The sequence below is a fragment of the Marinobacter maroccanus genome (genome assembly GCF_002933275.1).
Classification (GTDB): domain Bacteria; phylum Pseudomonadota; class Gammaproteobacteria; order Pseudomonadales; family Oleiphilaceae; genus Marinobacter; species Marinobacter maroccanus.
This window is the reverse complement of record NZ_PSSX01000001.1, coordinates 1-25,967: the sequence shown is the minus strand read 5'-3', so window position 1 is coordinate 25,967 and position 25,967 is coordinate 1. Positions and strand designations below refer to the sequence as shown.

General features: G+C 58.7%; 22 protein-coding genes. 18 read left to right on the top strand and 4 right to left on the bottom strand.

The features are described from left to right. Window positions 1-12 precede the first annotated feature (12 nt). The 6 genes from KEHDKFFH_RS00110 to KEHDKFFH_RS00085 are packed head-to-tail and all read left to right on the top strand — an operon-like array spanning window position 13 to window position 5,250. The gene (locus tag KEHDKFFH_RS00110; protein ID WP_104320039.1) at window positions 13-978 is read left to right on the top strand and encodes a TRAP transporter substrate-binding protein; all 966 of its coding nucleotides are present in this window, start codon (window positions 13-15) and stop codon (window positions 976-978) included. Between the two features lie 57 nt (window positions 979-1,035). Continuing rightward, window positions 1,036-1,554: a TRAP transporter small permease gene (locus tag KEHDKFFH_RS00105; RefSeq protein WP_104320038.1), complete on the top strand. Its 519-nt coding sequence runs from the start codon at window positions 1,036-1,038 to the stop codon at window positions 1,552-1,554. Continuing rightward, on the top strand, window positions 1,554-2,861 hold the full coding sequence (locus KEHDKFFH_RS00100; RefSeq protein ID WP_104320037.1) for a TRAP transporter large permease: 1,308 nt from the start codon (window positions 1,554-1,556) through the stop codon (window positions 2,859-2,861). The genes KEHDKFFH_RS00105 and KEHDKFFH_RS00100 overlap by 1 nt, the downstream gene beginning before the upstream one ends. 31 nt (window positions 2,862-2,892) lie before the next feature. Then, entirely contained in the window at window positions 2,893-3,627 is a 735-nt protein-coding gene (locus KEHDKFFH_RS00095; protein WP_104320036.1) for a 5-oxoprolinase subunit PxpA, read from the top strand. Next, window positions 3,624-4,316 (top strand): 5-oxoprolinase subunit PxpB, encoded by a 693-nt coding sequence (gene pxpB / locus KEHDKFFH_RS00090; RefSeq protein ID WP_104320035.1) that lies wholly within the window; start codon window positions 3,624-3,626, stop codon window positions 4,314-4,316. The genes KEHDKFFH_RS00095 and pxpB overlap by 4 nt, the downstream gene beginning before the upstream one ends. Continuing rightward, a complete protein-coding gene (locus tag KEHDKFFH_RS00085) occupies window positions 4,306-5,250 on the top strand; it encodes a 5-oxoprolinase subunit C family protein (RefSeq protein ID WP_104320034.1) in 945 nt (314 codons plus the stop codon). Before pxpB ends, KEHDKFFH_RS00085 begins: the two co-directional genes overlap by 11 nt. Window positions 5,251-5,282: 32 nt before the next feature. On the opposite strand, the gene putA is transcribed toward KEHDKFFH_RS00085, so the two are convergent. Together putA and KEHDKFFH_RS00075 are read right to left on the bottom strand one after the other, a co-directional pair. Further along, a complete protein-coding gene (gene putA / locus KEHDKFFH_RS00080) occupies window positions 5,283-8,912 on the bottom strand; it encodes a bifunctional proline dehydrogenase/L-glutamate gamma-semialdehyde dehydrogenase PutA (protein WP_104320033.1) in 3,630 nt (1,209 codons plus the stop codon). 169 nt (window positions 8,913-9,081) lie between these two features. Further along, the gene (locus tag KEHDKFFH_RS00075; protein WP_104320032.1) at window positions 9,082-12,576 is read right to left on the bottom strand and encodes an NAD-glutamate dehydrogenase; all 3,495 of its coding nucleotides are present in this window, start codon (window positions 12,574-12,576) and stop codon (window positions 9,082-9,084) included. A 159-nt stretch (window positions 12,577-12,735) separates the two neighbouring features. Between KEHDKFFH_RS00075 and KEHDKFFH_RS00070 the strand changes: the two genes are divergently transcribed. Further along, window positions 12,736-13,188, top strand: a complete 453-nt coding sequence (locus KEHDKFFH_RS00070) for an Lrp/AsnC ligand binding domain-containing protein (RefSeq protein ID WP_104320031.1) — start codon at window positions 12,736-12,738, stop codon at window positions 13,186-13,188. A gap of 25 nt (window positions 13,189-13,213) precedes the next feature. Here KEHDKFFH_RS00070 and paaY read toward each other — a convergent pair whose 3' ends face one another. Then, a complete protein-coding gene (gene paaY, locus KEHDKFFH_RS00065) occupies window positions 13,214-13,813 on the bottom strand; it encodes a phenylacetic acid degradation protein PaaY (RefSeq protein ID WP_104320030.1) in 600 nt (199 codons plus the stop codon). A 385-nt stretch (window positions 13,814-14,198) separates the two neighbouring features. Here paaY and paaG point away from each other — a divergent pair, with 385 nt between their 5' ends. The 11 genes from paaG to paaZ all read left to right on the top strand — a co-directional run bounded on the left by paaG (window position 14,199) and on the right by paaZ (window position 25,748). Beyond that, a complete protein-coding gene (paaG, locus tag KEHDKFFH_RS00060; protein WP_104320029.1) occupies window positions 14,199-14,990 on the top strand; it encodes a 2-(1,2-epoxy-1,2-dihydrophenyl)acetyl-CoA isomerase PaaG in 792 nt (263 codons plus the stop codon). Between the two features lie 3 nt (window positions 14,991-14,993). Further along, the gene (paaH, locus tag KEHDKFFH_RS00055) at window positions 14,994-16,514 is read left to right on the top strand and encodes a 3-hydroxyacyl-CoA dehydrogenase PaaH (protein ID WP_104320028.1); all 1,521 of its coding nucleotides are present in this window, start codon (window positions 14,994-14,996) and stop codon (window positions 16,512-16,514) included. Further along, window positions 16,511-16,957 carry a hydroxyphenylacetyl-CoA thioesterase PaaI gene (gene paaI, locus KEHDKFFH_RS00050; protein WP_104320027.1) on the top strand — a complete coding sequence of 149 codons (447 nt, stop codon included), beginning with the start codon at window positions 16,511-16,513 and terminating at the stop codon, window positions 16,955-16,957. The genes paaH and paaI overlap by 4 nt, the downstream gene beginning before the upstream one ends. Next, entirely contained in the window at window positions 16,954-18,201 is a 1,248-nt protein-coding gene (gene pcaF / locus KEHDKFFH_RS00045; protein ID WP_104320026.1) for a 3-oxoadipyl-CoA thiolase, read from the top strand. Before paaI ends, pcaF begins: the two co-directional genes overlap by 4 nt. Window positions 18,202-18,261: 60 nt before the next feature. After that, window positions 18,262-19,572 (top strand): phenylacetate--CoA ligase PaaK, encoded by a 1,311-nt coding sequence (paaK, locus tag KEHDKFFH_RS00040; RefSeq protein WP_104320025.1) that lies wholly within the window; start codon window positions 18,262-18,264, stop codon window positions 19,570-19,572. Between the two features lie 327 nt (window positions 19,573-19,899). After that, on the top strand, window positions 19,900-20,892 hold the full coding sequence (gene paaA / locus KEHDKFFH_RS00035; protein ID WP_104320024.1) for a 1,2-phenylacetyl-CoA epoxidase subunit PaaA: 993 nt from the start codon (window positions 19,900-19,902) through the stop codon (window positions 20,890-20,892). A 17-nt stretch (window positions 20,893-20,909) separates the two neighbouring features. After that, window positions 20,910-21,191, top strand: a complete 282-nt coding sequence (gene paaB / locus KEHDKFFH_RS00030; protein WP_088827364.1) for a 1,2-phenylacetyl-CoA epoxidase subunit PaaB — start codon at window positions 20,910-20,912, stop codon at window positions 21,189-21,191. A 12-nt stretch (window positions 21,192-21,203) separates the two neighbouring features. After that, window positions 21,204-21,968: a 1,2-phenylacetyl-CoA epoxidase subunit PaaC gene (paaC, locus tag KEHDKFFH_RS00025; protein WP_104320023.1), complete on the top strand. Its 765-nt coding sequence runs from the start codon at window positions 21,204-21,206 to the stop codon at window positions 21,966-21,968. Further along, window positions 21,952-22,521, top strand: a complete 570-nt coding sequence (gene paaD, locus KEHDKFFH_RS00020; protein ID WP_104320022.1) for a 1,2-phenylacetyl-CoA epoxidase subunit PaaD — start codon at window positions 21,952-21,954, stop codon at window positions 22,519-22,521. The genes paaC and paaD overlap by 17 nt, the downstream gene beginning before the upstream one ends. Before the next feature lie 13 nt (window positions 22,522-22,534). After that, a complete protein-coding gene (paaE, locus tag KEHDKFFH_RS00015) occupies window positions 22,535-23,614 on the top strand; it encodes a 1,2-phenylacetyl-CoA epoxidase subunit PaaE (RefSeq protein WP_104320021.1) in 1,080 nt (359 codons plus the stop codon). A gap of 88 nt (window positions 23,615-23,702) precedes the next feature. After that, on the top strand, window positions 23,703-25,748 hold the full coding sequence (gene paaZ / locus KEHDKFFH_RS00010; RefSeq protein ID WP_104320020.1) for a phenylacetic acid degradation bifunctional protein PaaZ: 2,046 nt from the start codon (window positions 23,703-23,705) through the stop codon (window positions 25,746-25,748). Window positions 25,749-25,850: 102 nt separating this feature from the next. On the opposite strand, the gene KEHDKFFH_RS00005 is transcribed toward paaZ, so the two are convergent. Beyond that, window positions 25,851-25,967: transposase (locus tag KEHDKFFH_RS00005; protein ID WP_146074517.1), on the bottom strand; the 117-nt coding region annotated here is incomplete at its 5' end.

Here is a 25,967-nt window from a genome sequence, read left to right as displayed (position 1 = left end):
GGGAGATTCGTCATGTTCAAACAACTCGCCACAGCCACCCTGGTTACCGGGGCGCTGCTTACCTCTGCCGTTCAGGCCGATCAGTGGCACATGCCCACGCCCTACGGCGACGCCAACCTGCCTACCCAGATCGCCTACGGTTTTGCCGAGGACATCAAAAACGGCACCGATGGTGACATCACCGTCACCGTTCATTCCGGTGCCTCGCTGGTAAAACACCCGGAAATCCCCCGGGCCGTGAGAACCGGCCAGGTACAGCTGGGTGAAATTTTCATCGGCATCATGGGTAACACCCATCCGGTGTTCAAACACGACAATATTCCGTTCCTGGCAACCAGCTTCGAAGATTCCAAAAGACTCTGGGAGGCCGCCAAGCCACAAATCGAAAAACAGCTGGACAAGGAAGGCATGACCCTGCTGTATACCGTACCCTGGCCCGCACAAAGCCTTTACACCAAGGCGCCAGTCAACACCCTTGAAGATCTTAGAGGCCTGAAGATGCGGGCTTACAGCCCCTCCACGTCGCGTCTGGCCGACCTTATGAACACCACCCCGACAACGGTTCAGGTGCCCGAGATCCCGCAGGCGTTCAGCACCGGCATCATCGACGCCATGATCACCTCGCCGTCAACAGGCGCCAACGGCCAGGCCTGGGATTACCTTTCCCACTACACCGACATCAAGGCCTGGATTCCGAAGAATGTGGTGGTCGTCAACAAGCGGGCTTTCCGTCGCCTGAGTGATGAACAGCGCCAGGTTATCCTGGATGCGGCTGCAGCTGCCGAGAAGAAAGGCTGGGAAGGCGTTCGCAAAACCGCCGCAGAGGACACTGCCACCCTGGCTGAAAATGGCATCACGGTTTCCCAGCCGTCTGATGAACTGATGGCCGAGCTCCAGAAAATCGGTGACATCATGGTGAAAGAGTGGGAACAGGAAGCACCGGAAGAAGTCGGCGCCATCCTCTCCAACTACCGCTAAAAGTTCACTGAACGGAAGCCTCCTGTGTTCGGGAGGCTGTTCCGGGAGGCATCCGTTATGAACTCTCTTAGAGAAAAATTTTATCTGGCATCCGGTTACGCTTCTGGTTTCTGCATTGCCCTGATCATGGTCGTCATCCTGGCCCAGATCGTCGGCCGCCTGTTCGGCTTTATCATTCCCTCAGCGGAAGACGTATCGGGCTGGGCTCTCGCCGCCGCCACCTTCTTCGGTCTTGCCTATACCTTTCATAACGGCGGCCATATCCGGGTCACTCTGGTTATCCAGAAGTGGTCCGCCCGGCCAAGATTCTGGCAGGAGCTGGTCGTACTTGTTTTCGGGTTCGGACTCGCCTGCTATATGACTTTCTATTGCTGGCACATGGTGTGGGAGTCCTACATCTTCGAGGAGGTGTCCCACGGCTATATCCCAATACCCATCTGGATACCGCAGGTTCCGGTTGCCCTGGGAATGACGGCACTCAACATTGCCATCCTCGACGACCTGGTTGCCGTGATCCGCAAGCGCACACCTTCCTACCAGCAGCATGAAGACGAGCTCAATCTGGAGGAAGTGTAATGGATATCGCATTTCTCTCCATTGTCCTGGCAGTTGCGATGATCCTGATGCTTGCCGTGGGCGTGTGGGTCTCCCTGACCCTGGTTGGGGTCGGCGTTCTGGGCCTGCTGCTCTCCGGCAACGAGCAGATCGGCCTGCTGTTCGCAACATCCAGTTGGGGCGCCAGTACCAGCTGGTCTCTGACGGCCCTGCCCATGTTCATATGGATGGGGGAAGTACTGTTCCGTACACGACTGTCCGAGGATTTGTTCAAAGGCCTGGCCCCCTGGATGGGCGGGCTGCCGGGCAAACTGCTCCATGTAAATATTCTGAGTTGCGGTATTTTCGCGGCTGTTTCCGGCTCTTCCGCAGCCACTGCCGCAACGATCGGCCGAATGACTTTGCCAGAACTGAAAGCCCAGGGTTATAGCGACAAAATGGCGGTGGGCACCCTGGCTGGCTCCGGTACGCTTGGGCTGTTGATTCCGCCCTCCATCATTCTGATTGTGTATGGCGTGGCCGCAGAGGTTTCCATTGGCCGCCTGTTTATCGCAGGCGCCCTGCCCGGCCTGATGCTGGTTGCCATGTTTATGGGTTACACCATGATCTGGGCCAAGCTCAACAAGGACCAGCTACCGGCCACCAGCAAGGAAAACCTGGCGTTCTCGGTCAAGATCAAGGCACTGAAGATGCTGCTTCCAATCGTTGGCCTGATCATTTTCGTACTGGGTTCCATTTACACCGGCTTTGCCACCCCCACAGAGGCAGCCGCCCTGGGCGTGTTTGGAGCCCTCATCATTGCGGCCGCAACCGGTTCACTAAGCATTCAGAGTTTCAAGGACAGCCTGTTGGGCGCAGTGAAAAGCTCCTGCATGATCGGCCTGATTCTGGTTGGCGCCCACTTTCTGACCCTGGCCATGGGCTTTCTGGGCATTCCAAGGGAGCTGGCTGCCTGGATCGGCAGCATGTCCCTGTCACCGTTCGAGCTGCTGATCGGCCTGACAGTGCTGTTCGTCCTTCTCGGCTGTTTTCTCGACGGGATTTCAGTGGTGGTTCTGACTGTCGCTGTTGTGATGCCGATGGTTCAACAGGCCGGTATCGATTTGCTCTGGTTCGGAATCTTTATTGTACTGGTGGTTGAAATGGCACAGATTACGCCCCCGGTTGGCTTCAACCTGTTCGTCATCCAGGCCCTGACCGGCAAGGACATACTCTATGTGGCCCGGGCAGCCCTGCCGTTCTTCCTGCTGATCATGGCGGCGCTTTTCCTGATCGGCTGGTTCCCGGAGATTGTCACTTACCTGCCCCAGACCATGAGCCGGGGATGACACAGGCAACAATGTTTTTCGGAGGTACACAATGAAACTCAACTGCGATATGGGCGAGAGCTTCGGCTCCTGGACCAAGGGCATGGACGCCGAAGTCATGCCTTACATCGATATGGCCAGCATTGCCTGCGGGTTCCATGCATCCGACCCGCTGACCATGGATCACACGGTCAAGCTGGCACTGGCCCAGAACGTAACGATTGGCGCCCACCCGGGCTACCCGGACCTGCTCGGGTTCGGTCGTCGGGACATGGACTGCCGGCCGGACGAACTCAAGGCCATCCTGGTTTATCAGATGGCTGCACTGAACGGGATCTGCCAGGTGCATGGCACCTCCATTTCCTACGTTAAACCTCATGGCGCGCTGTATAACCGGATGATGGTGGATAACACCACCCTGTCCGTGGTTATGTCCGCGGTGCGCTCCTATGCACCGCAATGCCCGCTGGTGGTCATGGCGACACCGGAATGGCAGCAGGTCAAAGACCGGGCAGACGAGTACGGCATCGAGGTCTGGTTTGAAGCCTTCTCCGATCGTGCCTACAGCGACGAAGGCCGACTGGTAAAACGCTCGGTGCGCGGCGCGGTCCATGAAACCACCGAAGCCATTGAGGAGCAGGTTACCCAGATCATTCGGGAGGGAACCGTTACCTCAATCTCGGGCCAACGCATTCCGATCAAGGCCGACACCATCTGTATTCACGGTGACAGCTACCATGCCGTCGATGCCGCGCGGCACATGCGGAAGGTTGTTGAGGCGCTATGAGGATCGAGTCGGTCAACGAAAACACCTGCATGGTGTATTTTGGCGACCAGATCGGGGCGGAATCTGCGGGCCTGGTCAAACAGGCCAGCGACCGGCTGCGGCGCGATATGTCGGACCTCATCATCGATCTGGTGCCGTCTTACACGTCGATCCTGGTGACCTGGGATCTGGAAAAGGCTGACCGGTTTGCCATCACCCGCAGGGTGCGCGCAGCGATAGACGCCGATGACGATGGCACCACCGGGGACGATTCGGCCCGGATCGTCGAGCTGCCCGTCTACTATGATCCGGAAGTGGGGCTGGACCTGGAGGATGTCTGCGAGCATGCCGGCCTGTCCCGGGACGAGGTCGTTCGCATCCACAGTGAACAGCTTTATCAAGTCTACGCCATCGGCTTCGCTCCGGGGTTTGCCTACCTGGGAAGCACCGACGAACGGATTGCCATTCCCCGGAAATCCACTCCCCGACTAAAAGTCCCTACCGGCAGTGTCGGCATCGCGGGCACCCAAACCGCAATCTACCCGAGCTGTACCCCCGGCGGCTGGCAGATCGTTGGTCGCACACCGCAAAAAATGGTTGATTGGGACAGCGACTCGCTGGCGCTGGTACAGGTGGGCGATCAGGTGCGCTTTCGCGCCATCAGCCGGGACGAATTCCTCGAGCTGGGAGGCAACCTCGATGAGCTTTGAAGTCCTCGAACCCGGAATGCTCGCCCTTGTTCAGGATGCCGGCCGCTACGGCTACCAGCATATGGGGGTGACAACCGGTGGCCCCATGGACGAGTTTGCGTTTTTCTGGGCGAACCGACTGCTGAACAATGATCTCAATGCCCCCCAGATCGAAATCACCTTCGGCAGGTTCAGCCTGAAGGCGAACTATGATGCCTGCATTGCCATCACCGGCGGCGATCTGGGCGCCCGCATCAATGATCGAACCATTGAGCCCTGGCGCACCCATCAGATCAGCGCGGGTGACCGGCTGGACTTCACCGCGCCGATGAGCGGCCTGCGAGCCTACCTGGCGGTGAGCGGCGGATTCAAGCCAGCCATGAAACTGGGCAGTTGCGCTACCGTAGCGCGCGAGGGCCTGGGCGGACTCGATGGTAAGGGAGCAAAACTGGCCAAGGGCGATAAGCTGGAGTTTGAGAAAAGTGCATCGTTTGTTGAGGCCTTTCTTCCTGGGCCAGAAATTCCCGATTATCAACAGCACCTGCGTCTGGGAATAATTCCCGGCTATCAGTATCAGAGCTTCCCTGTGGTTGAGCGAATGAAGTTTTTCTCGTGCGATTATCAAATCAGCCAGAATATCGATCGCATGGGGTATCGCCTGAAAGGCGATGCCATCTATTCGGATCTGGACGGGATTGTTTCGGAAGGAATCGCCTACGGTGCCATTCAGGTACCGAAAGATGGCCAGCCAATCGTTCTGATGAAAGACCGGCAAACCATCGGCGGCTACCCGAAAATCGGCTGTCTCAGCGCCCTGGATGCGGGTCTTCTGGCACAGAGGGGGCCAGGGTCATCAGTCAGCTTCTATCTTTCCGACGTTGCCGAGGCCGAAGGCCGCCGAATGCTGTTCAACCAGCGGCTTAAAGCAGGTGCGCCCGGCATCAGGGCTACCTGACGCCGGGCGCGTTTGGAACCGATTGCCACCGATTATTCGGAGGCGGCAATCAGGCTGGCGTTACCGCCCGCTGCAGTTGTGTCCACGCACAGATGACGTTCGATCACAAAACGCTGATCCAGGGTGTGCTCTGTAATCAGCGGCAGCAAGGCACCGTCGCGCTTGGCCAGTGCCTCGCGATAGGCCTTCAGCAAAGACTGAACGCCGCAGCTGACCACCGCCTCGAAGCCGTCGACGGTTGCCAGTGCCTCCGGCTCCAGCAGACCTTCCGCGCCAGTGATTGGCAGTCCGGCCTTGGCGGCCTGGTCCACGGTGTCCTGAACACCCGGCGCAATCACCACCACCTTATTACCTTGTGACAACGCGGTGCCGGCCTGCTCCAGAGCGGTTTGCTTATCCGGCCCCAGACACAACACCACACCACGGGCATGGTTGGTCAGGCGGTTGGTCTCACCGGTTGGCCCGGGCAGCTCTTCCACGTGAGCGTCGAGCGGCGCCGGAACGTCCCCGAAGATGGGCTTGATGGCCTCCATGCGGGGTTCCGGCTTGGACGCCTTCAGCTTGTCCAGCTGGCCGATCAGCTTCTGCAACTGCTTGGCATCCACTTTCTTGGCGCCGGAATCCGCCTCACGCTCAACCGTTTCACCTTTCATGAAGCGACGAACATACTGCGGACCGCCAGCTTTGGGGCCAGTGCCGGAGAGGCCTTCACCCCCGAAGGGCTGAGAGCCCACGATGGCGCCGATCTGATTCCGATTCACATAGGTGTTACCCACCTTGATCCGGCTGGAAATACGCTCAACCCGGCGATCAACACGACTGTGGATACCGAACGTCAGGCCGTAGCCCTTGGCATTGATGTCATCCACCACCTTGTCGATGTTCTTCGCCTCGAACGTGGCCACATGCAATACCGGCCCGAATATCTCCTCTTCCAGCTCCTCAATACCACTGACGCTGAGGACCGCCGGGGAAACAAACAGCCCTTTCTCAGGAACTTTCAGCTTCTTCAGCAGCTTGCCGTTGCGCTCGAACTTCTCGCAATGGTCCACGATTTTCTTGCGGGCATTCTCGTCGATCACCGGCCCCACATCCGTGGACAGCAACCAGGGATCACCGATACCCAGTTCTTCCATGGCCCCGTACAGCATTTCAAGCAGGCCATCGGCAATGTCCTTCTGCACGTAAAGCATACGCAGCGCCGAACAACGCTGGCCGGCACTCTGGAAAGAGGAGGCCAGCACATCGCGCACCACCTGCTCCGGCAGTGCCGTGGAATCCACGATCATGGCGTTCAGGCCACCGGTTTCTGCCACCAGCGGCGCGTCCGGCGCCATGTTCTCGGTCATCACCTCGTTGATGCGCTGGGCGGTGGCGGTAGAGCCGGTGAAGCACACGCCGCTGACCCGTGAATCGGAGGTCAGGGCCGAACCGACGGTCGCGCCGGTGCCCGGCACCAACTGGATGGCATCCGTCGGGATACCGGCCTGGTGCATCAGTTCCACAGCGCGAATGGCCAACAGCGACGTTTGCTCCGCTGGCTTCGCCACAACCGTGTTACCCGCGGCCAGGTTGGCCAGGATCTGCCCGGTGAAAATGGCCAGCGGGAAGTTCCAGGGGGAAATACACACCATGACACCGCGGGCATCGCCACTGTCTTTATAGCGGATGGCCTCGTTGGCGTAATACTGGGAGAAGTCGACCGCCTCACGGATTTCCGCCACCGCATCCAGCAGGGATTTCCCCGCTTCACGGGTGGTGAGGGCGAACAGCTCTTCGTAGTTCTCCTCATACAGGTCGCCGACCTTACGAACACACGCTGCGCGCTCTTCAGCGGATTTCCCGGACCAGCTTTTGAACGCAGCCGCCGCCGCAGTGATGGCGGTGTCGACATCAGCGTCCGAGGCCTGGGTTACATGGCCGACCAGGTCGTCCGGATCCGCCGGGTTTCGCACCACCTGCACTTCGGTGCCGGCCACTTCGCCGGCAATCACCGGACCGCCCTTCCAGCGATAGTCCTTGTAGGCACCACGGCCCTTCTCGATCTCGTTAACCGTTACCGGATCGGTGATATCCCAGCCCTTGGAGTTGCGACGCTGATCGCCAAACAGTTTGAACGGATGCACGATCGCCTTGCTGGAGATGTTTTCACCCATCTGTTCAACGCTGACAATCGGATCCTTGGCAATTTCCTCGGGGGTAATGCTGGTGTCCACGATCTGGTTCACGAACGAACTGTTGGCACCGTTCTCCAGCAGGCGACGCACCAGGTACGCCAGCAGATCCTTGTGCGGGCCAACAGGCGCATAGATGCGACAAGGCACGCCGCTGACTTTCAGAACCTCATTGTGCAGGGACTCACCCATGCCGTGCAGACGCTGGAACTCGTAGTTGTCCACACCCTTGGTCTTCGCCATTTCCAGGATGGAGGACACTGAATGGGCGTTGTGGGTGGCGAACTGCGGGTAGATCCGGTTCGTCATGTTCAACAGTTTGGTGGCGCAGGACAGGAACGACACGTCACTGCAGGCCTTGCGAGTGAACACTGGAAAGCCATTCAGACCCATTACCTGGGCACGCTTGATCTCGGCATCCCAGTAGGCGCCCTTCACCAGTCGCACCATGAACTTGCGGTCGTATTTTTCAGCCAGGCCATAGAGCCAGTCGATAACGAACGACGAACGCTTGCCGTAGGCCTGGACCACCACGCCGAAGCCATCCCAGTTCGCAAGCTCGGGATCTGCAACCAGCGCCTCGATCACATCAAGGGAAAGATCCAGACGATCCTGCTCCTCAGCGTCGATGTTAAAGCCCATGTTGGCGGCTGCTGCTTTTTTGACCAGCTCGCGAGCCCGGGGCAGCAGTTCGTTCATCACCCGCTCTTTGTTGCCGTACTCGTATCGGGCCAGCAGGGCAGAGAGTTTTACAGAGATGCCGGGATTCTTACGGACATCGCCCTTGCTTGCCTTGGCAATGCTATCGATGGCGTTGGAATAGGAGTCGTAGTAACGCTTCGCGTCATCATCGGTACGGGCGGCTTCACCCAGCATGTCGTAGGAGTAGGTATAGCCCTTGGCCATATACTCCTTGGCTTCGTCCTGGGCTTCGTCGATATCACGGCCCAAAACGAACTGACGGCCCATTTCCTTCATGGCCTGGCCGGCAACGGTGCGGATGACCGGCTCGCCAAAGCGCTTGAGCAGTTTCCGCAGGGTTTCACCCACGGTATTGCGCTCGGAATCCTTCAAAAGGTTGCTGGTCATCAGCAGGGCAACGGTAGCCGTGTTGATCAGTCCAGACGATGCCTTGCCCACGTGGGTACCCCAGGCGCCGGAGGTGATCTTGTCTTCAATGAGCTCATGAATGGTTGTGTTGTCGGGCACACGCAACAGCGCCTCGGCCAGACACATCAGGGCGACGCCTTCCTTTGTGGTAAGGCCATACTCCGCCAGGAACTTCTCCATGATGGTGGACTTGGCGTTCTTGCGAACGCTACGCACCAGTTCAGCCGCACGGGCAGAGATAGCATCGCGCTCGGCCTGGGACAACTGGGCACCAGCAATCATCTCGTGGATCACCTTGTGCTCGTCAGCGAGATAATAATCACGAATCGCCTGCCGGCTATCGACAAGCTCGGGCGTCTGTGATTGCTCCGGTCTCATAGTTGTACCCTCTTAGTTGTTTGTCTCTCCGGCATTCTACCGAGATCAACAAAGACTATTTCTCTATAAAATTCGGACAAGCACCCCATTACGGCTTTTTTAGATAATTAAAATTTAATAATTTTCTTCCAAAACCTTATCTTTAGGGCGTTTCGCCTCTCTTGGTCCTCTAAGCGGCTTTCATTGCCAGCTCTCTGAGGACGCCATGTGCCACCGAGAAAACAGCGCAATCCACATCATTGGCGGCCTGCATGTCGTTCAGCATCCTCTCCCAACGGGCGAGCAACATGCGCTTATCTGCACGCCAGGACTCGAGACGATTTTCCGGCGTTCCTTCGCCTTCCACCGGCTCCGAGAACACACTGAACGTGAGGTTCCGCAACTGGTGGTCCAATTCGTCCCGGAAATGAATGGTTGCCAGAACCTGCCAGTGGCCATTCGCCCGAAACGCTCGCATCTGCCGATCCAGCCAGGTCAGGTTCAGACTTTCACCAAGCGTGAAATAGACCCAGGCCACGGATTCCAGATCCTCATCCAGCTGACGGGCGATCTCGATCATATCCATCAGCCAGTAGCGGCTTTCCGCGGAGGCGCACCAGGCCGATAAGTCCTCGGGAACCATCCGCTCACAGTATTCAGCATAGCGTTCATACCACCGACTTGCAGGAATCACCGATTCAAGACGGCTTCTGGAAGCCAAAACGTCCGCCATGGGCGCCCGATAATGATCAATACAGGAAGCCGGGTCCAATGCCTGCCGGCGGTTTTGCAGCAGCCAACTGGTGCTGCGGGTGACCAGTCGGATGGCATCGGCAAACAAATCTGCCTGAACGTCTGCGCTCACTTTTCCATCCAGTGATTCCATAGCCTTCCAGTGGGCGTCTACGTCATGAATTCGCAGGGAGATCAGGTAGGCCGCAGCTATCCGGCCGGCATCTGCCCCCGTGGCACTGCGTATACGGTCGAACCAGGTAATACCCATACGGTTCACCATATCGTTGGCAATCTGCGTGGCCGAAATTTCAGCACGCAGGGGATGAGCCTCGACAGCTTCCGGGAAGGCGGCCAGCAGAGAGGCAGGAAAAGCAGAGTGCAACGCCGAGTTGAAGCGCGTGTCATGCACGATCGGCGATGCGACCAGGGCCTGCTTGAGCTCAATCTTTGCGTAGGACACCAGAACCGCCAGCTCCGGCCGGGTCAGCCCACCGCCATGCTCCCGGCGGGCCTGCAACTCCTCGTCAGAAGGCAGAAATTCAAGACCACGGTCCAGCTTGCCCTCAGCTTCAAGCCTGCGCATCAGGCGATCATACTGATCAGCTGTGGCAACCGCCGGGTTCTGGGCGAGGCTGAGCGCCATGGCCTGCCGGTAATTGTTGCGCAGCACAAGCTCAGCCACCTCAGGGGTCATGGCTCTGAGCATCCGGTTCCGCTCCGGAAGCGACATCAACTGTCGATGCACAAGATCGTTGAGCAGGATCTTGATATTCACCTCGTGGTCCGAGCAGTCGACGCCACCGGCATTGTCGATAAAATCGCTGTTCACCGAACCGCCGCGACGGGCGAAGTCAATCCTCGCCTTCTGGGTAACACCGAGATTGCCGCCTTCACCCAAAGCTTTGCAGCGCAGCTCGGTGCTGTCGATGCGCAGGGCGTCATTGGTCTTGTCGCCCACTTCTTCGTGGGACTCCAGGGGCGATTTCACATAGGTGCCAATGCCGCCATTCCACAGCATGTCTGCGGGCGCTTTCAACAGGGCGCTGATCAGATCCGCCGGCGACAGGCTCCGGGCCTTTATGCCCAGCGCCTTGCGCATTTGCGCAGACACCGGAATGGATTTCATGGCGCGCGAGAAGACCCCGCCGCCATCACTGATCAGCCCGGTATCATAATCGGCCCATGAAGAGCCGGGCAGGTTGAACAGCCGCTGTCGCTCACGAAACGATGCCGCTGCATCCGGATTCGGGTCGACAAAAATGTGCTGGTGGTTGAACGCGCCGATCAGGCGAATCCGGTCAGAGAGCAGCATGCCGTTGCCAAACACATCGCCACCCATATCACCAATGCCGACCACGGTGAACTCATCGGTCTGGGTATCCGTGCCTTTTTCGAGGAAATGCCGTTTAACCGACTCCCAGGCGCCCCGGGCGGTAATGCCCATTTTCTTGTGGTCATACCCCTCACTGCCGCCGGAGGCAAAGGCATCGCCCAGCCAGAAGCGATACTCTGCGGCCAGTGTGTTGGCTATATCGGAAAACGTGGCCGTGCCTTTATCAGCGGCAACCACCAGATAGGTATCATCGCCGTCATATCGAACCACATTGTTCGGAGGAACCACCTGACCGTCGTCCAGGTTGTCCGTGATGTCCAACAGCCCCCGTATAAAGATCTGGTAGCAGGCGACCCCCTCTTCCCGCAGAGCTTCCCGTGAGCCATCCCGTGGCGGCTGCTTCACCACGAAACCACCTTTGGCTCCGGCGGGCACGATCACCGAGTTCTTCACCTGCTGGGCTTTCACCAGACCAAGGATCTCAGTGCGGTAATCCTCAATCCTGTCGGACCAACGGAGCCCGCCCCTGGCCACCGGCCCGGCGCGCAAGTGCACACCTTCAATCCGGGGCGAGTAGACGAAGATCTCGAACTTTGGCCTTGGACGCGGAATATCGGGAATGGACGACGGATCCAGCTTGAGCGACAGATAAGACGGAAACCCGCCATCTTCCCGGGCCTGAAAATAGTTGGTTCGAAGAGTTGCCCGGACGATCATAAAGAAGCGCCGGAGAATGCGATCGTCATCCAGGCTTGCCACGGCTTCCAGGGAATCCCGTAGTTCTGCTTCCAGCCTTTCGGTTTTTCCCTTCCGGCCTTTCACACCGGGCTCGAAACGGCTGAAGAAAAAGGCAACGAGACGCGAGGTAATATCCGGATGACGCGCCAGGGTCTCTGCAATGAAGGGCTGACTGAAACCGAATCGAAGCTGCTTGATATAGCGGGCATAGGCCCTGATCAACGCCACTTCGCGCCAGCCGAGGCCGCACAGCATGATCAGCTGGTTAAAATCGTCGTTTTCGGCAAAGCCGTTCCAGATTTCCCGGAACGCCGACTGGATCAACGGCCTGGCGGTGCCCAGATCAGCCGCCCGGCACCGATCATGGAGCTCTACGGTAAAATCGCTGACTCCGAAGGTTTCGCCGTCCCGGCGACGGACCCGGTAGGGATGCTCACCCAGGACCCGCATTCCCAGGTTCTCCAGAATCGGGATAACGTCTGAGAGAACAACCGGCTGACCTTCACTGTAGAGTTTGAAGTGGAATCCCGTCTCGGCCGGATCCCGGGGCTGGTAGAAGCGCATGGGCACATCGGTGCTCACCGCAATGGACTGGATCTGCTCGATATCGGCAAGAGCTTCGGACACCGGGAATCTCGCCCGGTAGGCAGAGGGGAATCCGCCGCTGAACACCTGGGCGTAGCGCCCACCAATGGCGTCACCGAAACTCTGTACCAGCTCACCATGCAGGTCATCGTCCCAGGATCGGGATTCCTCCACCATCCGGGCCACGATCTCCCGGAGCTCGAGGGAGTCGTCATTGTCAGACGCCTCGTTCTGGAGGACATCGGCAAGCTGTTCCAGCAGGGTTTGTTTTTGTAATGCGCGGGAATCGGTCATCGAAACTCTCCGGACTTGGTCAACGTTCACACTGGGCTGATGTAGCTACCAGTATACGCAAGCGCAGAAAGTCACTTAGACCATATAGTTTCGGATTAGAGGAGTTTCGATTATATTTGGCACATCATTTAGCCGTTAATTTAACCTGGAACAGACAACATGGCCGATTTGGATCGGATAGACCAATCCATTATCCGCGAGCTACAGAAGAACTCCCGGATTACGGTAACCGAGCTTGCGTCCCGGGTGGGCCTCTCCAAAACCCCGTGCCAGGTTCGGATGCGCCGTCTTGAAGAGCACGGATTTATCACCGGGTACACAGCCCTGGTGAATCAGACCAAACTGGGCCTCAGCCACATTGCCTTTGCCCAGGTTACTTTGAATGACACCAGCAGCGGCGCTCTCACCGCCTTTAATAAAGCCGTTCAGAATGTCTCGGCGGTGGAACAGTGCCATATGATTGCCGGAAACTTCGATTATCTGCTGAAAGTCCGAACCCGGAACATGCAGGAATACAGGCAGGTTCTGGGGGAGGAGATTTCGGCTCTGCCCCATGTACTGCAGACCAGCACCTTCGTGGTAATGGAGAACGTCAAGGACGCCGGATTGTAGAGCCCCTACCACCCGGCGTCGGCGGTCACTCGGACTGCTCGTACTTGGGCTTGTAGCCGCTGGCATCCACACGGGCCCGATCAGGCTCGGCTTCCGGTAGTGGCTGAACTTCCTGCAGGCTGGCAAGGGACCTGAGCGTCAGACGCTGGTATTCTTCAGTCCCCTTCTTTTTCCAGGCGATTTCCTGATCGCTGAGCATCCGCATTACCTTGGCCGGTGAGCCAACGATCAGTGAACCTGGTTCACAGGTAAACTTCGCTTTTACGAAGGCACAGGCGCCAACGATTGAGCGAGGGGCAATATGGGCCTCGTCCATCACCACCGCGTTCATTCCTACCATGGCATCCTCGCCGACGATGCAGCCGTGGAGAATCGCCCCGTGCCCGACATGACCATTCTTCTCGACAACCGTGTCCATACCCGGAAAGGCATGCATCACGCATGTGTCCTGAACATTGGAACCCTGTTTGAGAACGATCCGCCCGAAATCCGCCCTTAGCGAAGCCGCCGGACCCACATAACAGTCCGGCCCAATCCAGACATCGCCAATCAGCACGGCAGTGGGATGCACATAGGCGGACGGGTGAACGACTGGAACAACGCCTTCTATACTGTAACTGGGCATAGCGATCTCCTGATTAGCAGGGTCCGGCAGCGATCAGCCGCATGCCGCACTGAAACGTGGGACCCGAAAAGTCATTGTGATTCATTTTCTGTATCACATTATCCTTTTCCGGGAGTTTTTTCACACCCTGACAGCCGTTTCAGATGCGTAATTCGCTTCCATTGCCCGGCCAACTCCTGAACCTCGATAAATTTTTATCGATTTTTCAGAGATATAGAAATGCCACACTAAGATGCCCGACTAAAGTGATACAAAACCAAGCCAGCACAATCCTTGACGAGTATCAATTCTAAGATATACTCATTTTCCACGATCGATAGCACCGTGCCGAACAAGGACACCTTTCACGCTATCCCCCTACAACAAACAACAGGACAACAACGCCATGACTCAGCCGAGCATTCTTCTTGAAATCGATCAGGGCGTGGCTCTGCTTACCCTGAACCGTCCGGACAACCTGAACAGTTTCAATGTCGAAATGCACGAACGCATGCGCGATGCCATCAGTACCGTGCGCAAGGATGAGTCTGTCCGTGTACTGGTCATTACCGGCTCCGGCCGGGGCTTCTGCGCGGGGCAAGACCTTTCCGACCGCAGCGTCTCCCCGGATCAGGAAATGCCGGACCTGGGCGCTTCCCTGGAGAACTACTACAACCCGCTGATGCGCAGCCTGCGTGATCTGCCCATGCCCGTACTGTGTGCCGTAAACGGCGTAGCGGCAGGCGCCGGCGCCAATATTGCCCTGGCCTGCGACATCACTCTTGCCGCCCGCTCTGCCAATTTCGTTCAGGCCTTCTGCAAGCTGGGCCTGGTACCCGATTCCGGCGGCACCTGGACGCTGCCCCGGGTGGCCGGCATGGCCCGGGCCAAGGGCATGGCGCTACTGGGCGACAAGATCAGCGCCGAGCAGGCCGAAAGCTGGGGCATGATCTGGCGCTGTGTCGATAACGAGGAACTCATGGAAGAAACCATGAAACTTGCCCGCCATTTCGCGACCCAACCCACCAAGGGCCTCGCGCTCATCAAGCGGGCGCTGCACGCCAGCGCCAGCAACACCTTTGAGGAACAGATCAATCTCGAGCGCGATCTCCAGCGCACGGCCGGGCAAACCGAGGACTACCGCGAAGGCGTTGCCGCCTTCATGGAAAAACGTACGCCGAACTTCAAGGGGAAATAAGCCATGCCGGCACTGGACACCCAAACCAAAGTTGCCGTCGTCGGCGCCGGAGCCATGGGCTCTGGCATTGCCCAGGTGGCCGCCCAGGCAGGCCATCAGGTTTACCTGCACGACCAGAGAGAGGGCGCGGCTGAGGCCGGCCGCGACGGTATTGCCAAACAGCTTCAGCGTCGTGTCGACAAGGGCAAGATGCAGCAGCAGGAGCTGGACGCGGTTATTGGCCGAATTCACCCGGTCGCGAACCTGGATGATGTCGCCGATGCCGGGCTGGTGATCGAGGCCATCATCGAGGATCTCCAGATCAAACGTCAGTTGCTGGCGAACCTCGAGAACCTGTGTGCCGGGGATGCGATCCTCGCCACCAATACCTCATCTATCTCTGTGACCGCCCTCGGCGCTGAAATGAACAAACCCGAGCGCCTGGTAGGCATGCACTTCTTCAACCCTGCGCCTCTCATGGCCCTGGTCGAAGTCGTCATGGGGCTGGCGACCAGCCAGGCCGTTGCCGATACCGTTCACGCCACGGCGACTGCCTGGGGCAAGAAACCGGTCTACGCGACCTCGACTCCCGGCTTTATCGTCAACCGCGTGGCCCGTCCGTTTTACGCGGAAAGCCTGCGCCTGCTGCAGGAACAGGCCACCGACGCCGCCACGCTGGATGCCATCATCCGCGAAGCCGGCCAGTTCCGGATGGGCGCCTTTGAGCTGACCGATTTGATCGGCCACGACGTCAACTACGCCGTCACCAACTCGGTCTTCAATTCCTATTACCAGGATCCGCGCTTTTTGCCGTCGCTGATCCAGAAAGAGCTGGTGGAAGCCGGCCGCCTCGGTCGCAAGAGCGGCCAGGGTTTCTACTCCTATGGCGAGGGCGCCGAAAAGCCCCAGCCTCAGACACAGCCGGCTCAGCATTCGGATGAGACCGTGGTCATTGCCGAAGGCAATCCCGGCGCGGCCGCTCCGCTGCTGGAGCGACTGAAAGCAGCCGGCCTGACCATTATCGAGCGTGACGGCCCGGGCCAGATCCGTTTTGGCGATGCGGTACTGGCACTCACCGACGGCCGAATGGCTACGGAGCGCGCCGCCAGCGATGGTACCGCCAATCTGGTGCTGTTTGATCTGGCCTTCGACTACAGCAAAGCCTCCAGACTTGCCCTGGCGCCAGCCGACCAGGCGTCCGAGGCGGCGGTTTCCTGTGCCTGTGCTTTACTGCAGAAAGCGGGTATCGAAGTCAGCCTTATTGCGGACCGCCCCGGCCTGGTCATCATGCGCACCGTTGCCATGCTGGCCAACGAAGCCGCCGATGCTGCCCTGCATGGTGTGGCGACAATCGCGGATATCGATCTGGCCATGAAAGCGGGCCTGAACTATCCCGACGGCCCGCTGAGCTGGAGCGACCGCCTTGGCGCTGGCCACGTGTTCAACGTGCTCACCAATATCCAGAACAGCTACGCAGAAGACCGCTATCGCCCTGCCCTGCTGCTCCGGAAGAACGCTTTTGCACAGAAGGGGTTTTATTCATGAGCGAGATGGATCCACAAGTCCTCGCCGAAGAATGCGCCAAAGCCATGTTCGCGCGGGACCGCGCCAGCCAGAAGCTGGGCATGAACATTGAGTCTGTCGCCCCGGGCAAGGCGGTCATCACCATGACCGTAACCGGCGACATGATCCAGGGCCACGGCTCCTGCCACGGCGGCTACCTGTTCACCCTGGCCGACTCCGCATTTGCCTTTGCCTGTAACAGCTATGACCGGGCCACCGTTGCCTCCGGTTGCAGCATTGATTACATGTACGGCGCCAAAGAAGGCGACCGGCTGACCGCCACCGCTGAAGAACAGGCCCGCGGCGGCCGCACCGGCGTTTACGACATCACACTCACCAATCAGGATGGCCGCAAGGTTGCCCTGTTCCGGGGCCGTTCCTACGAGGTTCGTGGCACCGTACGCAATTCGGAGGAAACTGCATGAGCACCGACAATACCCTTAAAGACGCCTACATCGTCGATGCCATCCGCACCCCCATCGGTCGTTACGGCGGTGCCCTTTCCGCCGTCCGTGCAGACGATCTGGGCGCCATCCCTATCAAGGCACTGACCGAACGCCACCCGGATGTCGACTGGTCAAAAGTTGACGACGTTCTTTACGGCTGCGCCAATCAGGCCGGTGAAGACAACCGCGACGTTGCCCGCATGTCCCTGCTGCTGGCCGGCCTGCCGGTTGACGTCCCGGGCAGCACCATCAACCGCCTGTGCGGTTCCGGTATGGATGCGGTCGGCAGTGCAGCCAGGGCCATCCGCACCGGCGAAACCCAACTGATGATTGCCGGCGGCGTCGAATCCATGTCACGGGCTCCCTTCGTTATGGGCAAGGCCGATTCGGCCTTCAGCCGCAAGGCGGAGATTTTTGACACCACCATCGGCTGGCGCTTTGTAAACCCGGTACTGAAAAAGCAGTACGGCATTGACTCCATGCCCGAGACCGCCGAGAACGTCGCTGCCGATTTCGGCATCTCCCGGGAAGACCAGGACGCGTTCGCACTGCGCAGCCAGCAACGCACCGCGGCTGCCCAGAAGGAAGGCCGGCTGGCCACGGAAATCACGCCGGTAACCATTCCCCGCCGCAAGCAGGATCCGCTGGTTGTGGATACCGATGAGCACCCCCGGGAAACCAGCCTTGAAAAGCTGGCCTCGCTGCCGACCCCGTTCCGTGAGAACGGCACGGTCACTGCCGGCAATGCGTCTGGCGTGAATGACGGGGCCTGCGCACTGCTCCTGGCCGGAGCGGATGCCCTCAAGCAGTACAACCTCAAGCCCCGTGCCCGGATCGTTGCCATGTCAACCGCGGGCGTTGAGCCGCGGATCATGGGCTTCGGCCCGGCGCCGGCGACCCGAAAGGTTCTCGCCACGGCAGGTCTGGAGCTGGCGGATATGGATGTGATTGAGCTGAACGAAGCTTTCGCAGCCCAGGCCCTGGCGGTAACTCGCGACCTCGGTCTGCCGGATGATGCCGAGCACGTTAACCCGAACGGTGGCGCCATTGCCCTTGGCCACCCACTGGGTATGAGCGGAGCCCGGTTGGTGACCACCGCTCTGAACGAACTTGAACGCCGCCACGCTGCGGGCCAGAAAGCCCGGTACGCCCTGTGCACCATGTGCATCGGCGTTGGCCAGGGCATTGCCCTGATCATCGAGCGGACAGATACGGTGGCCTGAGGCTACCGTTCAGAACAGAACAAAGACCATTACTCGACAAGAACAACGCAGGACAGAACCATGACCTTACCACTGCAAAAACTTGGCAAACTTGACCGCATGGAAACCGCCAGCATCGATGAGCTGCGCCATGAGCAGCTGCAGCGCCTGCGCTGGAGTGTTGTCCATGCCTATACCAACGTGCCCTTCTATCGCAAAGCCTTTGATGACATCGGCCTGAAGCCAATGGACATCAACTCCCTGGATGATCTGGCCAAGGTTCCGTTTACCACCAAGGCGGATCTGCGGGACAACTATCCGTTTGGCATGTTTGCCACCCCCATGTCCGATGTGGTCCGGGTTCATGCGTCCAGTGGTACCACCGGCAAGCCCACCGTCGTGGGCTACACCCAGAGTGACATCCATACCTGGGCCGACATTGTGGCACGCTCCATCCGGGCCGGTGGTGGCTCCCGGGGCGACAAGGTGCACGTAGCCTACGGCTACGGCCTGTTCACCGGTGGCCTTGGCGCCCACTATGGTGCCGAGCGCCTGGGATGTACCGTTATCCCCATGTCCGGCGGCCAGACCGAGAAGCAGGTCCAGCTGATCAAGGATTTCGAACCGGACATCATCATGGTAACGCCGTCCTACATGCTGAACATCGCCGACGAAATGGAGCGTCAGGGCATTGATCCCCATAAACTGCCCCTGCGGCTCGGCATTTTCGGCGCAGAGCCATGGACCAACGCCATGCGATCAGAGATCGAAGAGCGCCTGGGCATCGAGGCTCTCGATATCTACGGCCTGTCGGAAGTTATGGGTCCGGGCGTGGGCATGGAATGCATTGAAACCAAAGATGGCCCGACCATCTGGGAAGATCACTTCTATCCGGAAATCATCAATCCGGAAACCGGCGAAGTACTGCCTGACGGTGAATACGGTGAGCTGGTCTTCACATCATTGACCAAGGTGGCCCTGCCGATTCTGCGCTACCGCACCCGAGATCTCACCCGCCTGCTCCCGGGCACAGCGCGTCCGATGCGCCGGATTGACAAAATTACCGGCCGCAGCGACGACATGCTGATCATCCGCGGTGTGAACGTGTTCCCGAGCCAGATCGAGGAACAGGTCCTGAAGTGCGAGGCCCTGGCGCCGCACTATGAGATCGAGGTATACAAGGATGGCAACCTGGACTGCGTGGACATCCGTGCCGAACTGAAACCAGGCGCAACCGACACCCCCGAGAGTCGTACCGCGGCCGCAAAGGAACTGACGCACCACATCAAGTCCTACATCGGCATCAGCACCCGTGTCGAGGTGGTGGAAACCAATCGCCTGGCTCGCTCAGAAGGCAAGGCCAAGCGCGTATTTGATCGCCGCAACAAGTAAATCCGACAGACCGGCAGAGAGTCAGACGGCAGCGAATGCCGCTGGCTCTCAAGCCTTTACCCACCGCAAGCCCCCAAAACCACCGATTTAAAATTGCTTTCCGTTCGCTGATCTCAATAGCATTTACTCACGTATCACTTTTTTTATTATGCAAATCAGCACTATAGGACCCCATAAGGAAGCTTTTAGATATAACATGACACACAAAGACAGTTCTTGATATTTATTCAGTATCATATAATATGGAGTCATTGGCCTTCAGTCGTTACTGAGGGTTCTCTGTTCACGGACAACAGAACAACAAGCCCGATCCGGAGGTAATTGTTTATGTACGCCCAGCTCGTTGAAACCGGCGCCAAGCGCCTCAAGACCAAAGAGGAAATGTCGCCCGAAGAGCGCGAGTTTCATGAAAAGGTCGACGCCGAAACCAAGATCGAACCCAAAAACTGGATGCCGGAAGGCTACCGGAAGACCCTCGTTCGCCAGATTTCCCAGCACGCCCACTCCGAAGTGGTCGGCATGCTGCCGGAAGGTAACTGGGTAACCCGTGCGCCGACCCTCAAGCGCAAGCTCCAGCTGATGGCCAAGATTCAGGACGAAGCGGGCCACGGCCTGTACCTGTACAGCGCCATGGAAACTCTGGGCGCTGACCGTGATGAAGAGATCGAAAAGCTGCATCAGGGCAAGGCCAAGTACTCCAGCATCTTCAACTACCCGACCCTGAACTGGGCCGATATGGGTGCCGTTGGCTGGCTGGTGGATGGTGCTGCCATCGTGAACCAGGTGGTTCTGCAGCGTACCTCTTATGGCCCCTACTCTCGCGCCATGATCCGCATCTGTAAGGAAGAGAGTTTCCACCAGCGCCAGGGTTACCAGATCCTGCTGGACATGATGCGCGAAGGCACCGAGGAGCAGAAAGCCATGGTGCAGGACGCCATCAACCGCCTGTGGTGGCCGGCCCTGATGATGTTCGGCCCGCACGATGATGAGTCCCCGAACTCCCAGCAGTCCATGGCGTGGAAGATCAAGCGCAAGAGCAACGACGAACTGCGTCAGATGTTCATCGACCAGACCGTGCCGCAGCTCGAGTTCCTTGGCTGCACTGCACCGGATCCGGACCTGAAGTGGAACGAAGAAACCGGCCACTATGATTTCGGTGAAATCAACTGGCAGGAATTCTACGACGTCCTCAAGGGCAACGGTCCCTGCAACCGCGAGCGCATCAAAACTCGCAAGAATGCAATTGACGAAGGCGCCTGGGTCCGTGAAGCGGCCGTCGCCTACGCCGAAAAACAAAAACAGCGCGCGCAAGCCGCCTGATATCGGAGGAATACAACATGTCTGAATGGCGCCTTTACGAAGTCTTTGTACGGTCCAAGCACGGCCTGAACCACAAACACGTGGGCAGCGTGCATGCCTCTGACGCCGAAATGGCCATGGAAAACGCCCGTGACCTGTACACACGCCGTAGCGAAGGCGTGAGCATCTGGGTGGTTCCCTCCGACACCATCACGGCGTCCGCCTCCGATGAGAAGGAAGTACTTTTCGATCCGTCGGAAGACAAGGTTTACCGGCACGCTTCCTTCTACAAGCTGCCCGATGAAGTCGGACACATGTAAGGAGCGTTACCCATGACACAAGCAGAAGCATTAAAGGAATACCTGCTGCGCCTGGCAGATTCCGACATGATCCTGGGTCAGCGCCTATGCGAACTGTGCGGCAAGGCCCCGGCGCTTGAGGAAGAGATGGCACTGATGAACGTGGCCCTCGACCTCGTCGGCCAGGCCCGCAACTGGTACGAGTACGCAGCCGAACTGATTGATGATGGCCGCGATGCCGACAAGCTGGCATTCCGTCGCGACGCCCATGACTACCGTAACCTGCTGCTCACCGAGCAGCCCAACGAGGATTACGCCGTCACCATGGGCCGTCAGTTTTTCTTCGACGTGTATCACTACTTCACGCTCAAGAGCCTGACCGAATCCAGCGACGAGCGCATTGCCGGCATTGCCGCCAAGGCTCTGAAAGAGGCGACCTATCATTTACGTCGTTCCTCGGAGTGGGTGAAGCGTCTGGGCGATGGCACTGAAGAAAGCCACCGCCGCATGCAGGAAGCTATCGATATCCTGTGGCGCTTTACCGGTGAGCTGATCACGCCGGACGATACCGATCGAGTGATGGCCGAGGCGGGCATTGGCCCGGACCCTGACCAGCTGGCCAAGGACTGGCGCGGCATGGTCAACGAGGTGCTCACCCAGGCAACCCTGACTCCCGGCGCGGAAGACGCCTGGATGTACATGGGTGGCAAGCATGGCGAGCACACCGAACACCTTGGCTTCATCCTGGCAGAAATGCAGTTCCTGCAGAGGGCCTATCCCGATGCCACAACATGGTGATTCAGACAGCCGGTCAGCTGTCGACATTCTGATTGCCAGTGATCGGGTGCCGGCAAATGCCCGCCCCGATCTGCTGACAGAAGACGACATCTGGGCACTGCTTGAAGAGGTCAAAGACCCTGAAGTTCCGGCAGTCAGTGTCGTGGAGCTCGGCATTGTCCGGGCGGTTCACTGGGACGGCAAAGAGCTGTCCATTGATGTGACCCCGACCTACTCCGGGTGCCCGGCCACCGAATTGATTGAGGAGCTCATTACCGAAGCCCTGCGCGCTGCGGGCTTCCGGGATCCAAAAATCAAACAGGTGCTGACCCCTGCCTGGACCACCGACTGGATCACAGACGAAGGCAAAGAGAAGCTTCGGGCATTTGGCATCGCGCCGCCTGAGGGCAGCTCCAGCAAGATGAGCCTGCTGGGCGAGCCCGAGGTCATTGCCTGCCCCCACTGCGGCAGCAAGGACACCGAACGAGTCAGCGAGTTCGGGTCCACCGCCTGTAAAGCCCTTTATCGTTGCAAGGAATGCCTCGAGCCCTTCGACTATTTCAAATGCATCTAGAGCCGATACGATCATGAACAAATTCTACTCACTGACCCTCAAAGAGGTCAGACCTGAAACAAGAAACGCCGTATCACTTGCTTTTGACGTGCCGGAAGATCTGGCCGACAAGTTTCATTACCAGCAGGGCCAGCACCTGATCGTGCGCACCAAGCTGGATGGTGAGGAAGTCCGCCGGTCCTACTCGATCTGCCGTAGCGTCAACGATCAGGAACTGCGCATTGCCGTCAAACAGGTTCCCGGCGGTCGCTTCTCCACGTATGCCAACGAGCAGCTCAAGCCTGGCCAGACCCTCGAAGTCATGCCTCCCCAGGGTCACTTTTCCATCGATCTGGATCCGGAGCGGGAAGGCAATTACCTGGCTGTTGCGGCCGGCAGTGGCATCACGCCGATTCTGTCGATCGTGAAGACCACACTTGAGACAGAGCCCAAGAGTGAGGTCACCCTGTTCTACGGCAACAAGGCCACCAGCAGCACCATGTTCCGTGACGAGCTGCAGGACCTGAAGAACGAGTACATGTCCCGCCTGAACCTGGTGTACATCTTCACCCGTGAAGAGCAGGACATCGACCTGTACAACGGTCGCATCGATCACGAGAAGTGCGACAAGTTGTTCGACCACTGGATTAACGCCAAAGAGCTGACGGCTGCCTTTATCTGTGGCCCGCAGATGATGACCGAGACCGTGCGGGACTCGCTGCTGAACCACGGCATGGAAAAGAGCAAGATCCACTTTGAGCTGTTCACCCCGGCCGGTGGCGTGCCCCAGGCCCGGAAAGACCGGGATCCGGCCCACGTCGATCCCCAGTCGATCAGTGAGGTGACGGTGATTGCGGATGGCCGTTCCCTGACCTTCCCGCTGGTACGCGACACCAAGAGCATCCTCGATGCCGGGAATGAGGAAGGCGCCGATCTGCCTTACTCATGCAAGGCCGGCGTCTGCTCGACCTGCCGCGCCAAGGTTGTGGAAGGCGAAGTGGAGATGGACCAGAACTTTGCCCTGGAAGACTACGAGGTGGAAGCCGGTTACGTGCTTTCCTGCCAGTGCTACCCGATCAGCGACAAGGTGGTTCTGGACTACGACGAAATGTAGTTTCCACCCACAAAACAAGATACGAGCAAGGCAAGTCCCGCAGCAGCAGGGCTTGCCTTCGCGTTTCAGAAACGAATGGAGTTTTCCCATGTCAGTCCTGAAAAGTTTCATTGCCGGCCAGTGGGTCGGTGAAAAGCCCGCCAAGGCCCTGCCCAGTGCGGTGAATGGCGAGATCGTTGCCCACACCCACGACGACACCCTCGATTTCAAGAACACTGTTGAGTACGGCCGCAAGGTTGGCGGCAAAAACCTGATGGCAATGGATTTCCAGGAGCGCGCCCTGGCCCTGAAGGCCATGGCCCTGTATCTCCAGGAACACAAGAAAGAACTTTACGCCCTTTCCATGCATACCGGCTCCACCAAGGGCGATAACGGCATTGATATCGATGGCGGCTTCGGCACTCTGTTTTCCTACGCCAGCATGGGCCGGCGTGAGCTGCCCTCGGGCAATGTTGTGCACGAAGGCCCGGTGACTCCGCTGGGCAAGAACAACCACTTCGCAGGCACCCATATCCTGGTGCCCCGTGGTGGCGTGGCGGTTCACATTGACGCCTACAACTTCCCGGTGTGGGGTATGCTGGAGAAGTTCGCACCCACATTCCTGGCGGGCATGCCGTCCATCGTTAAGCCGGCCACTTCTACCTGCTACGTGACCGAACTGGCCGTTCGCCTGATGCAGGAATCCGGCGCGCTTCCTGAGGGCAGCCTGCAGCTGATCATCGGCAGCACCGGCGACCTGTTTGACCATCTGGAAGAGCAGGACGTAGTGACCTTTACCGGTTCCGCCGCAACCGCCCGCAAACTCAAGAACCATCCGAACATCATCAACCGCTCAATTCCTTTCAATGCCGAGGCTGATTCACTTAACAGTGCCATTCTGGCGCCCGACGTCACCCCGGAGAACGAAGAATTCGACATCTTCGTGAAGGAAATCCGCCGCGAGATGACCGCCAAGGCCGGTCAGAAATGTACTGCCATCCGTCGTATCCTGGTGCCGAAAGATCAGGTAAACGCAGTCTGCGACAAGCTGAAAGAGCAGCTCTCAAAGGTCACGGTAGGCGATCCCGCAGTGGAAGGCGTTCGCATGGGCGCCCTGGCTTCCGTCGACCAGCTGGAAGATGTGAAAGCCAATATCCAGGAACTGCTCAAGACCAGTGAGCTGGTTGTTGGTGGCGAAGGCAACTTCAAGGCCACTGGCGACGGTACAGAAAAAGGCGCTTTCATTGAGCCCCACCTGCTGCTGTGCCGGAACCCGGAAAATGGCTGTGGCGCCCACGACATTGAGGCGTTCGGCCCCGTTGCCACGGTGATTCCCTACGACACCATCGAGGACGCCGTTGAGCTGTGTTCCAGGGGCCGCGGCTCCCTGGTCACCACCCTGACTACCCGCGATCCCGCCATTGCCGGAAGGGTTGCACCACTGCTGGCTGCCTTCCATGGCCGTCTGCACCTGCTGGATGCTGAAGCGGCGAAAGAGTCCACCGGCCACGGTTCGCCCCTGCCCATGCTCAAGCATGGCGGCCCCGGGCGCGCCGGCGGCGGTGAGGAACTGGGCGGTATCCGTGCGGTTCACCACTACCTGCAGCGCACCGCCATCCAGGGCTCTCCGACCATGCTGGCAGCGGTTACCCGCGAGTATGTGCGCGGAGCGAACGTTATCGAAACCGAGGTACATCCGTTCCGTCGCCACTTCGAGGACTTGCAGATCAACGAGTCCTTGCTGACCCATCGCCGCACGGTGACCGAAGCAGACATCGTGAACTTTGGCTGCCTCTCAGGCGATCATTTCTACATGCATTTCGATGAACTTGCTGCGCGCGAATCCCAGTTCGGCAAGCGCATCGCCCATGGTTACTTTGTACTGTCGGCCGCTGCCGGCCTGTTCGTTTCCCCGGGCGAAGGTCCGGTACTGGCGAACTACGGCCTGGACACACTGCGGTTCATTGAACCGGTAGCGCCGGGTGACACCATCCGGGCACGGCTGACGTGCAAGCGCAAGATCGATCAGGGTCGGACATCCCCCGACGGCCACCCCCAGGGTGTGGTTGTATGGGACGTCCAGGTGACCAACCAGAACGACGAGCTGGTTGCGAGCTACGACATCCTGACACTGGTTGCCAAGAAGCCCGAGTAACACCGGGCTTCCCTGCTTTCTCCCTGTCCTGGACCCCAGGGAGAAGGCGTCAGGCAAATAAAAGGGGGACAGGTCGCAAGACCTGTCCCCCTTTTATTTGGTTCATCGCGCTTTACCGGGAAACGCTGCTTTTATCTTTAGGAAGAAGTAATCGTTGTCCCGGTAGCCATAAGCCATCCGCTTGATCACCTTGATCTTGTTGTTCATTCCCTCCAGCAC

Excerpts from the sequence above, each read along its gene's own strand:
- paaH (WP_104320028.1), top strand. The coding sequence starts at position 14,994 with ATGCCGGCACTGGACACCCAAACCAAAGTTGCCGTCGTCGGCGCCGGA.
- KEHDKFFH_RS00095 (WP_104320036.1), top strand. The coding sequence starts at position 2,893 with ATGAAACTCAACTGCGATATGGGCGAGAGCTTCGGCTCCTGGACCAAG.
- KEHDKFFH_RS00070 (WP_104320031.1), top strand. The coding sequence starts at position 12,736 with ATGGCCGATTTGGATCGGATAGACCAATCCATTATCCGCGAGCTACAG.
- pxpB (WP_104320035.1), top strand. The coding sequence starts at position 3,624 with ATGAGGATCGAGTCGGTCAACGAAAACACCTGCATGGTGTATTTTGGC.
- KEHDKFFH_RS00085 (WP_104320034.1), top strand. The coding sequence starts at position 4,306 with ATGAGCTTTGAAGTCCTCGAACCCGGAATGCTCGCCCTTGTTCAGGAT.
- pcaF (WP_104320026.1), top strand. The coding sequence starts at position 16,954 with ATGAGCACCGACAATACCCTTAAAGACGCCTACATCGTCGATGCCATC.
- KEHDKFFH_RS00105 (WP_104320038.1), top strand. The coding sequence starts at position 1,036 with ATGAACTCTCTTAGAGAAAAATTTTATCTGGCATCCGGTTACGCTTCT.
- paaD (WP_104320022.1), top strand. The coding sequence starts at position 21,952 with ATGCCACAACATGGTGATTCAGACAGCCGGTCAGCTGTCGACATTCTG.
- putA (WP_104320033.1), bottom strand. The coding sequence starts at position 8,912 with ATGAGACCGGAGCAATCACAGACGCCCGAGCTTGTCGATAGCCGGCAG.
- paaK (WP_104320025.1), top strand. The coding sequence starts at position 18,262 with ATGACCTTACCACTGCAAAAACTTGGCAAACTTGACCGCATGGAAACC.
- KEHDKFFH_RS00110 (WP_104320039.1), top strand. The coding sequence starts at position 13 with ATGTTCAAACAACTCGCCACAGCCACCCTGGTTACCGGGGCGCTGCTT.
- KEHDKFFH_RS00075 (WP_104320032.1), bottom strand. The coding sequence starts at position 12,576 with ATGACCGATTCCCGCGCATTACAAAAACAAACCCTGCTGGAACAGCTT.
- paaZ (WP_104320020.1), top strand. The coding sequence starts at position 23,703 with ATGTCAGTCCTGAAAAGTTTCATTGCCGGCCAGTGGGTCGGTGAAAAG.
- paaE (WP_104320021.1), top strand. The coding sequence starts at position 22,535 with ATGAACAAATTCTACTCACTGACCCTCAAAGAGGTCAGACCTGAAACA.
- paaG (WP_104320029.1), top strand. The coding sequence starts at position 14,199 with ATGACTCAGCCGAGCATTCTTCTTGAAATCGATCAGGGCGTGGCTCTG.
- paaY (WP_104320030.1), bottom strand. The coding sequence starts at position 13,813 with ATGCCCAGTTACAGTATAGAAGGCGTTGTTCCAGTCGTTCACCCGTCC.
- paaC (WP_104320023.1), top strand. The coding sequence starts at position 21,204 with ATGACACAAGCAGAAGCATTAAAGGAATACCTGCTGCGCCTGGCAGAT.
- paaA (WP_104320024.1), top strand. The coding sequence starts at position 19,900 with ATGTACGCCCAGCTCGTTGAAACCGGCGCCAAGCGCCTCAAGACCAAA.
- paaB (WP_088827364.1), top strand. The coding sequence starts at position 20,910 with ATGTCTGAATGGCGCCTTTACGAAGTCTTTGTACGGTCCAAGCACGGC.
- paaI (WP_104320027.1), top strand. The coding sequence starts at position 16,511 with ATGAGCGAGATGGATCCACAAGTCCTCGCCGAAGAATGCGCCAAAGCC.
- KEHDKFFH_RS00100 (WP_104320037.1), top strand. The coding sequence starts at position 1,554 with ATGGATATCGCATTTCTCTCCATTGTCCTGGCAGTTGCGATGATCCTG.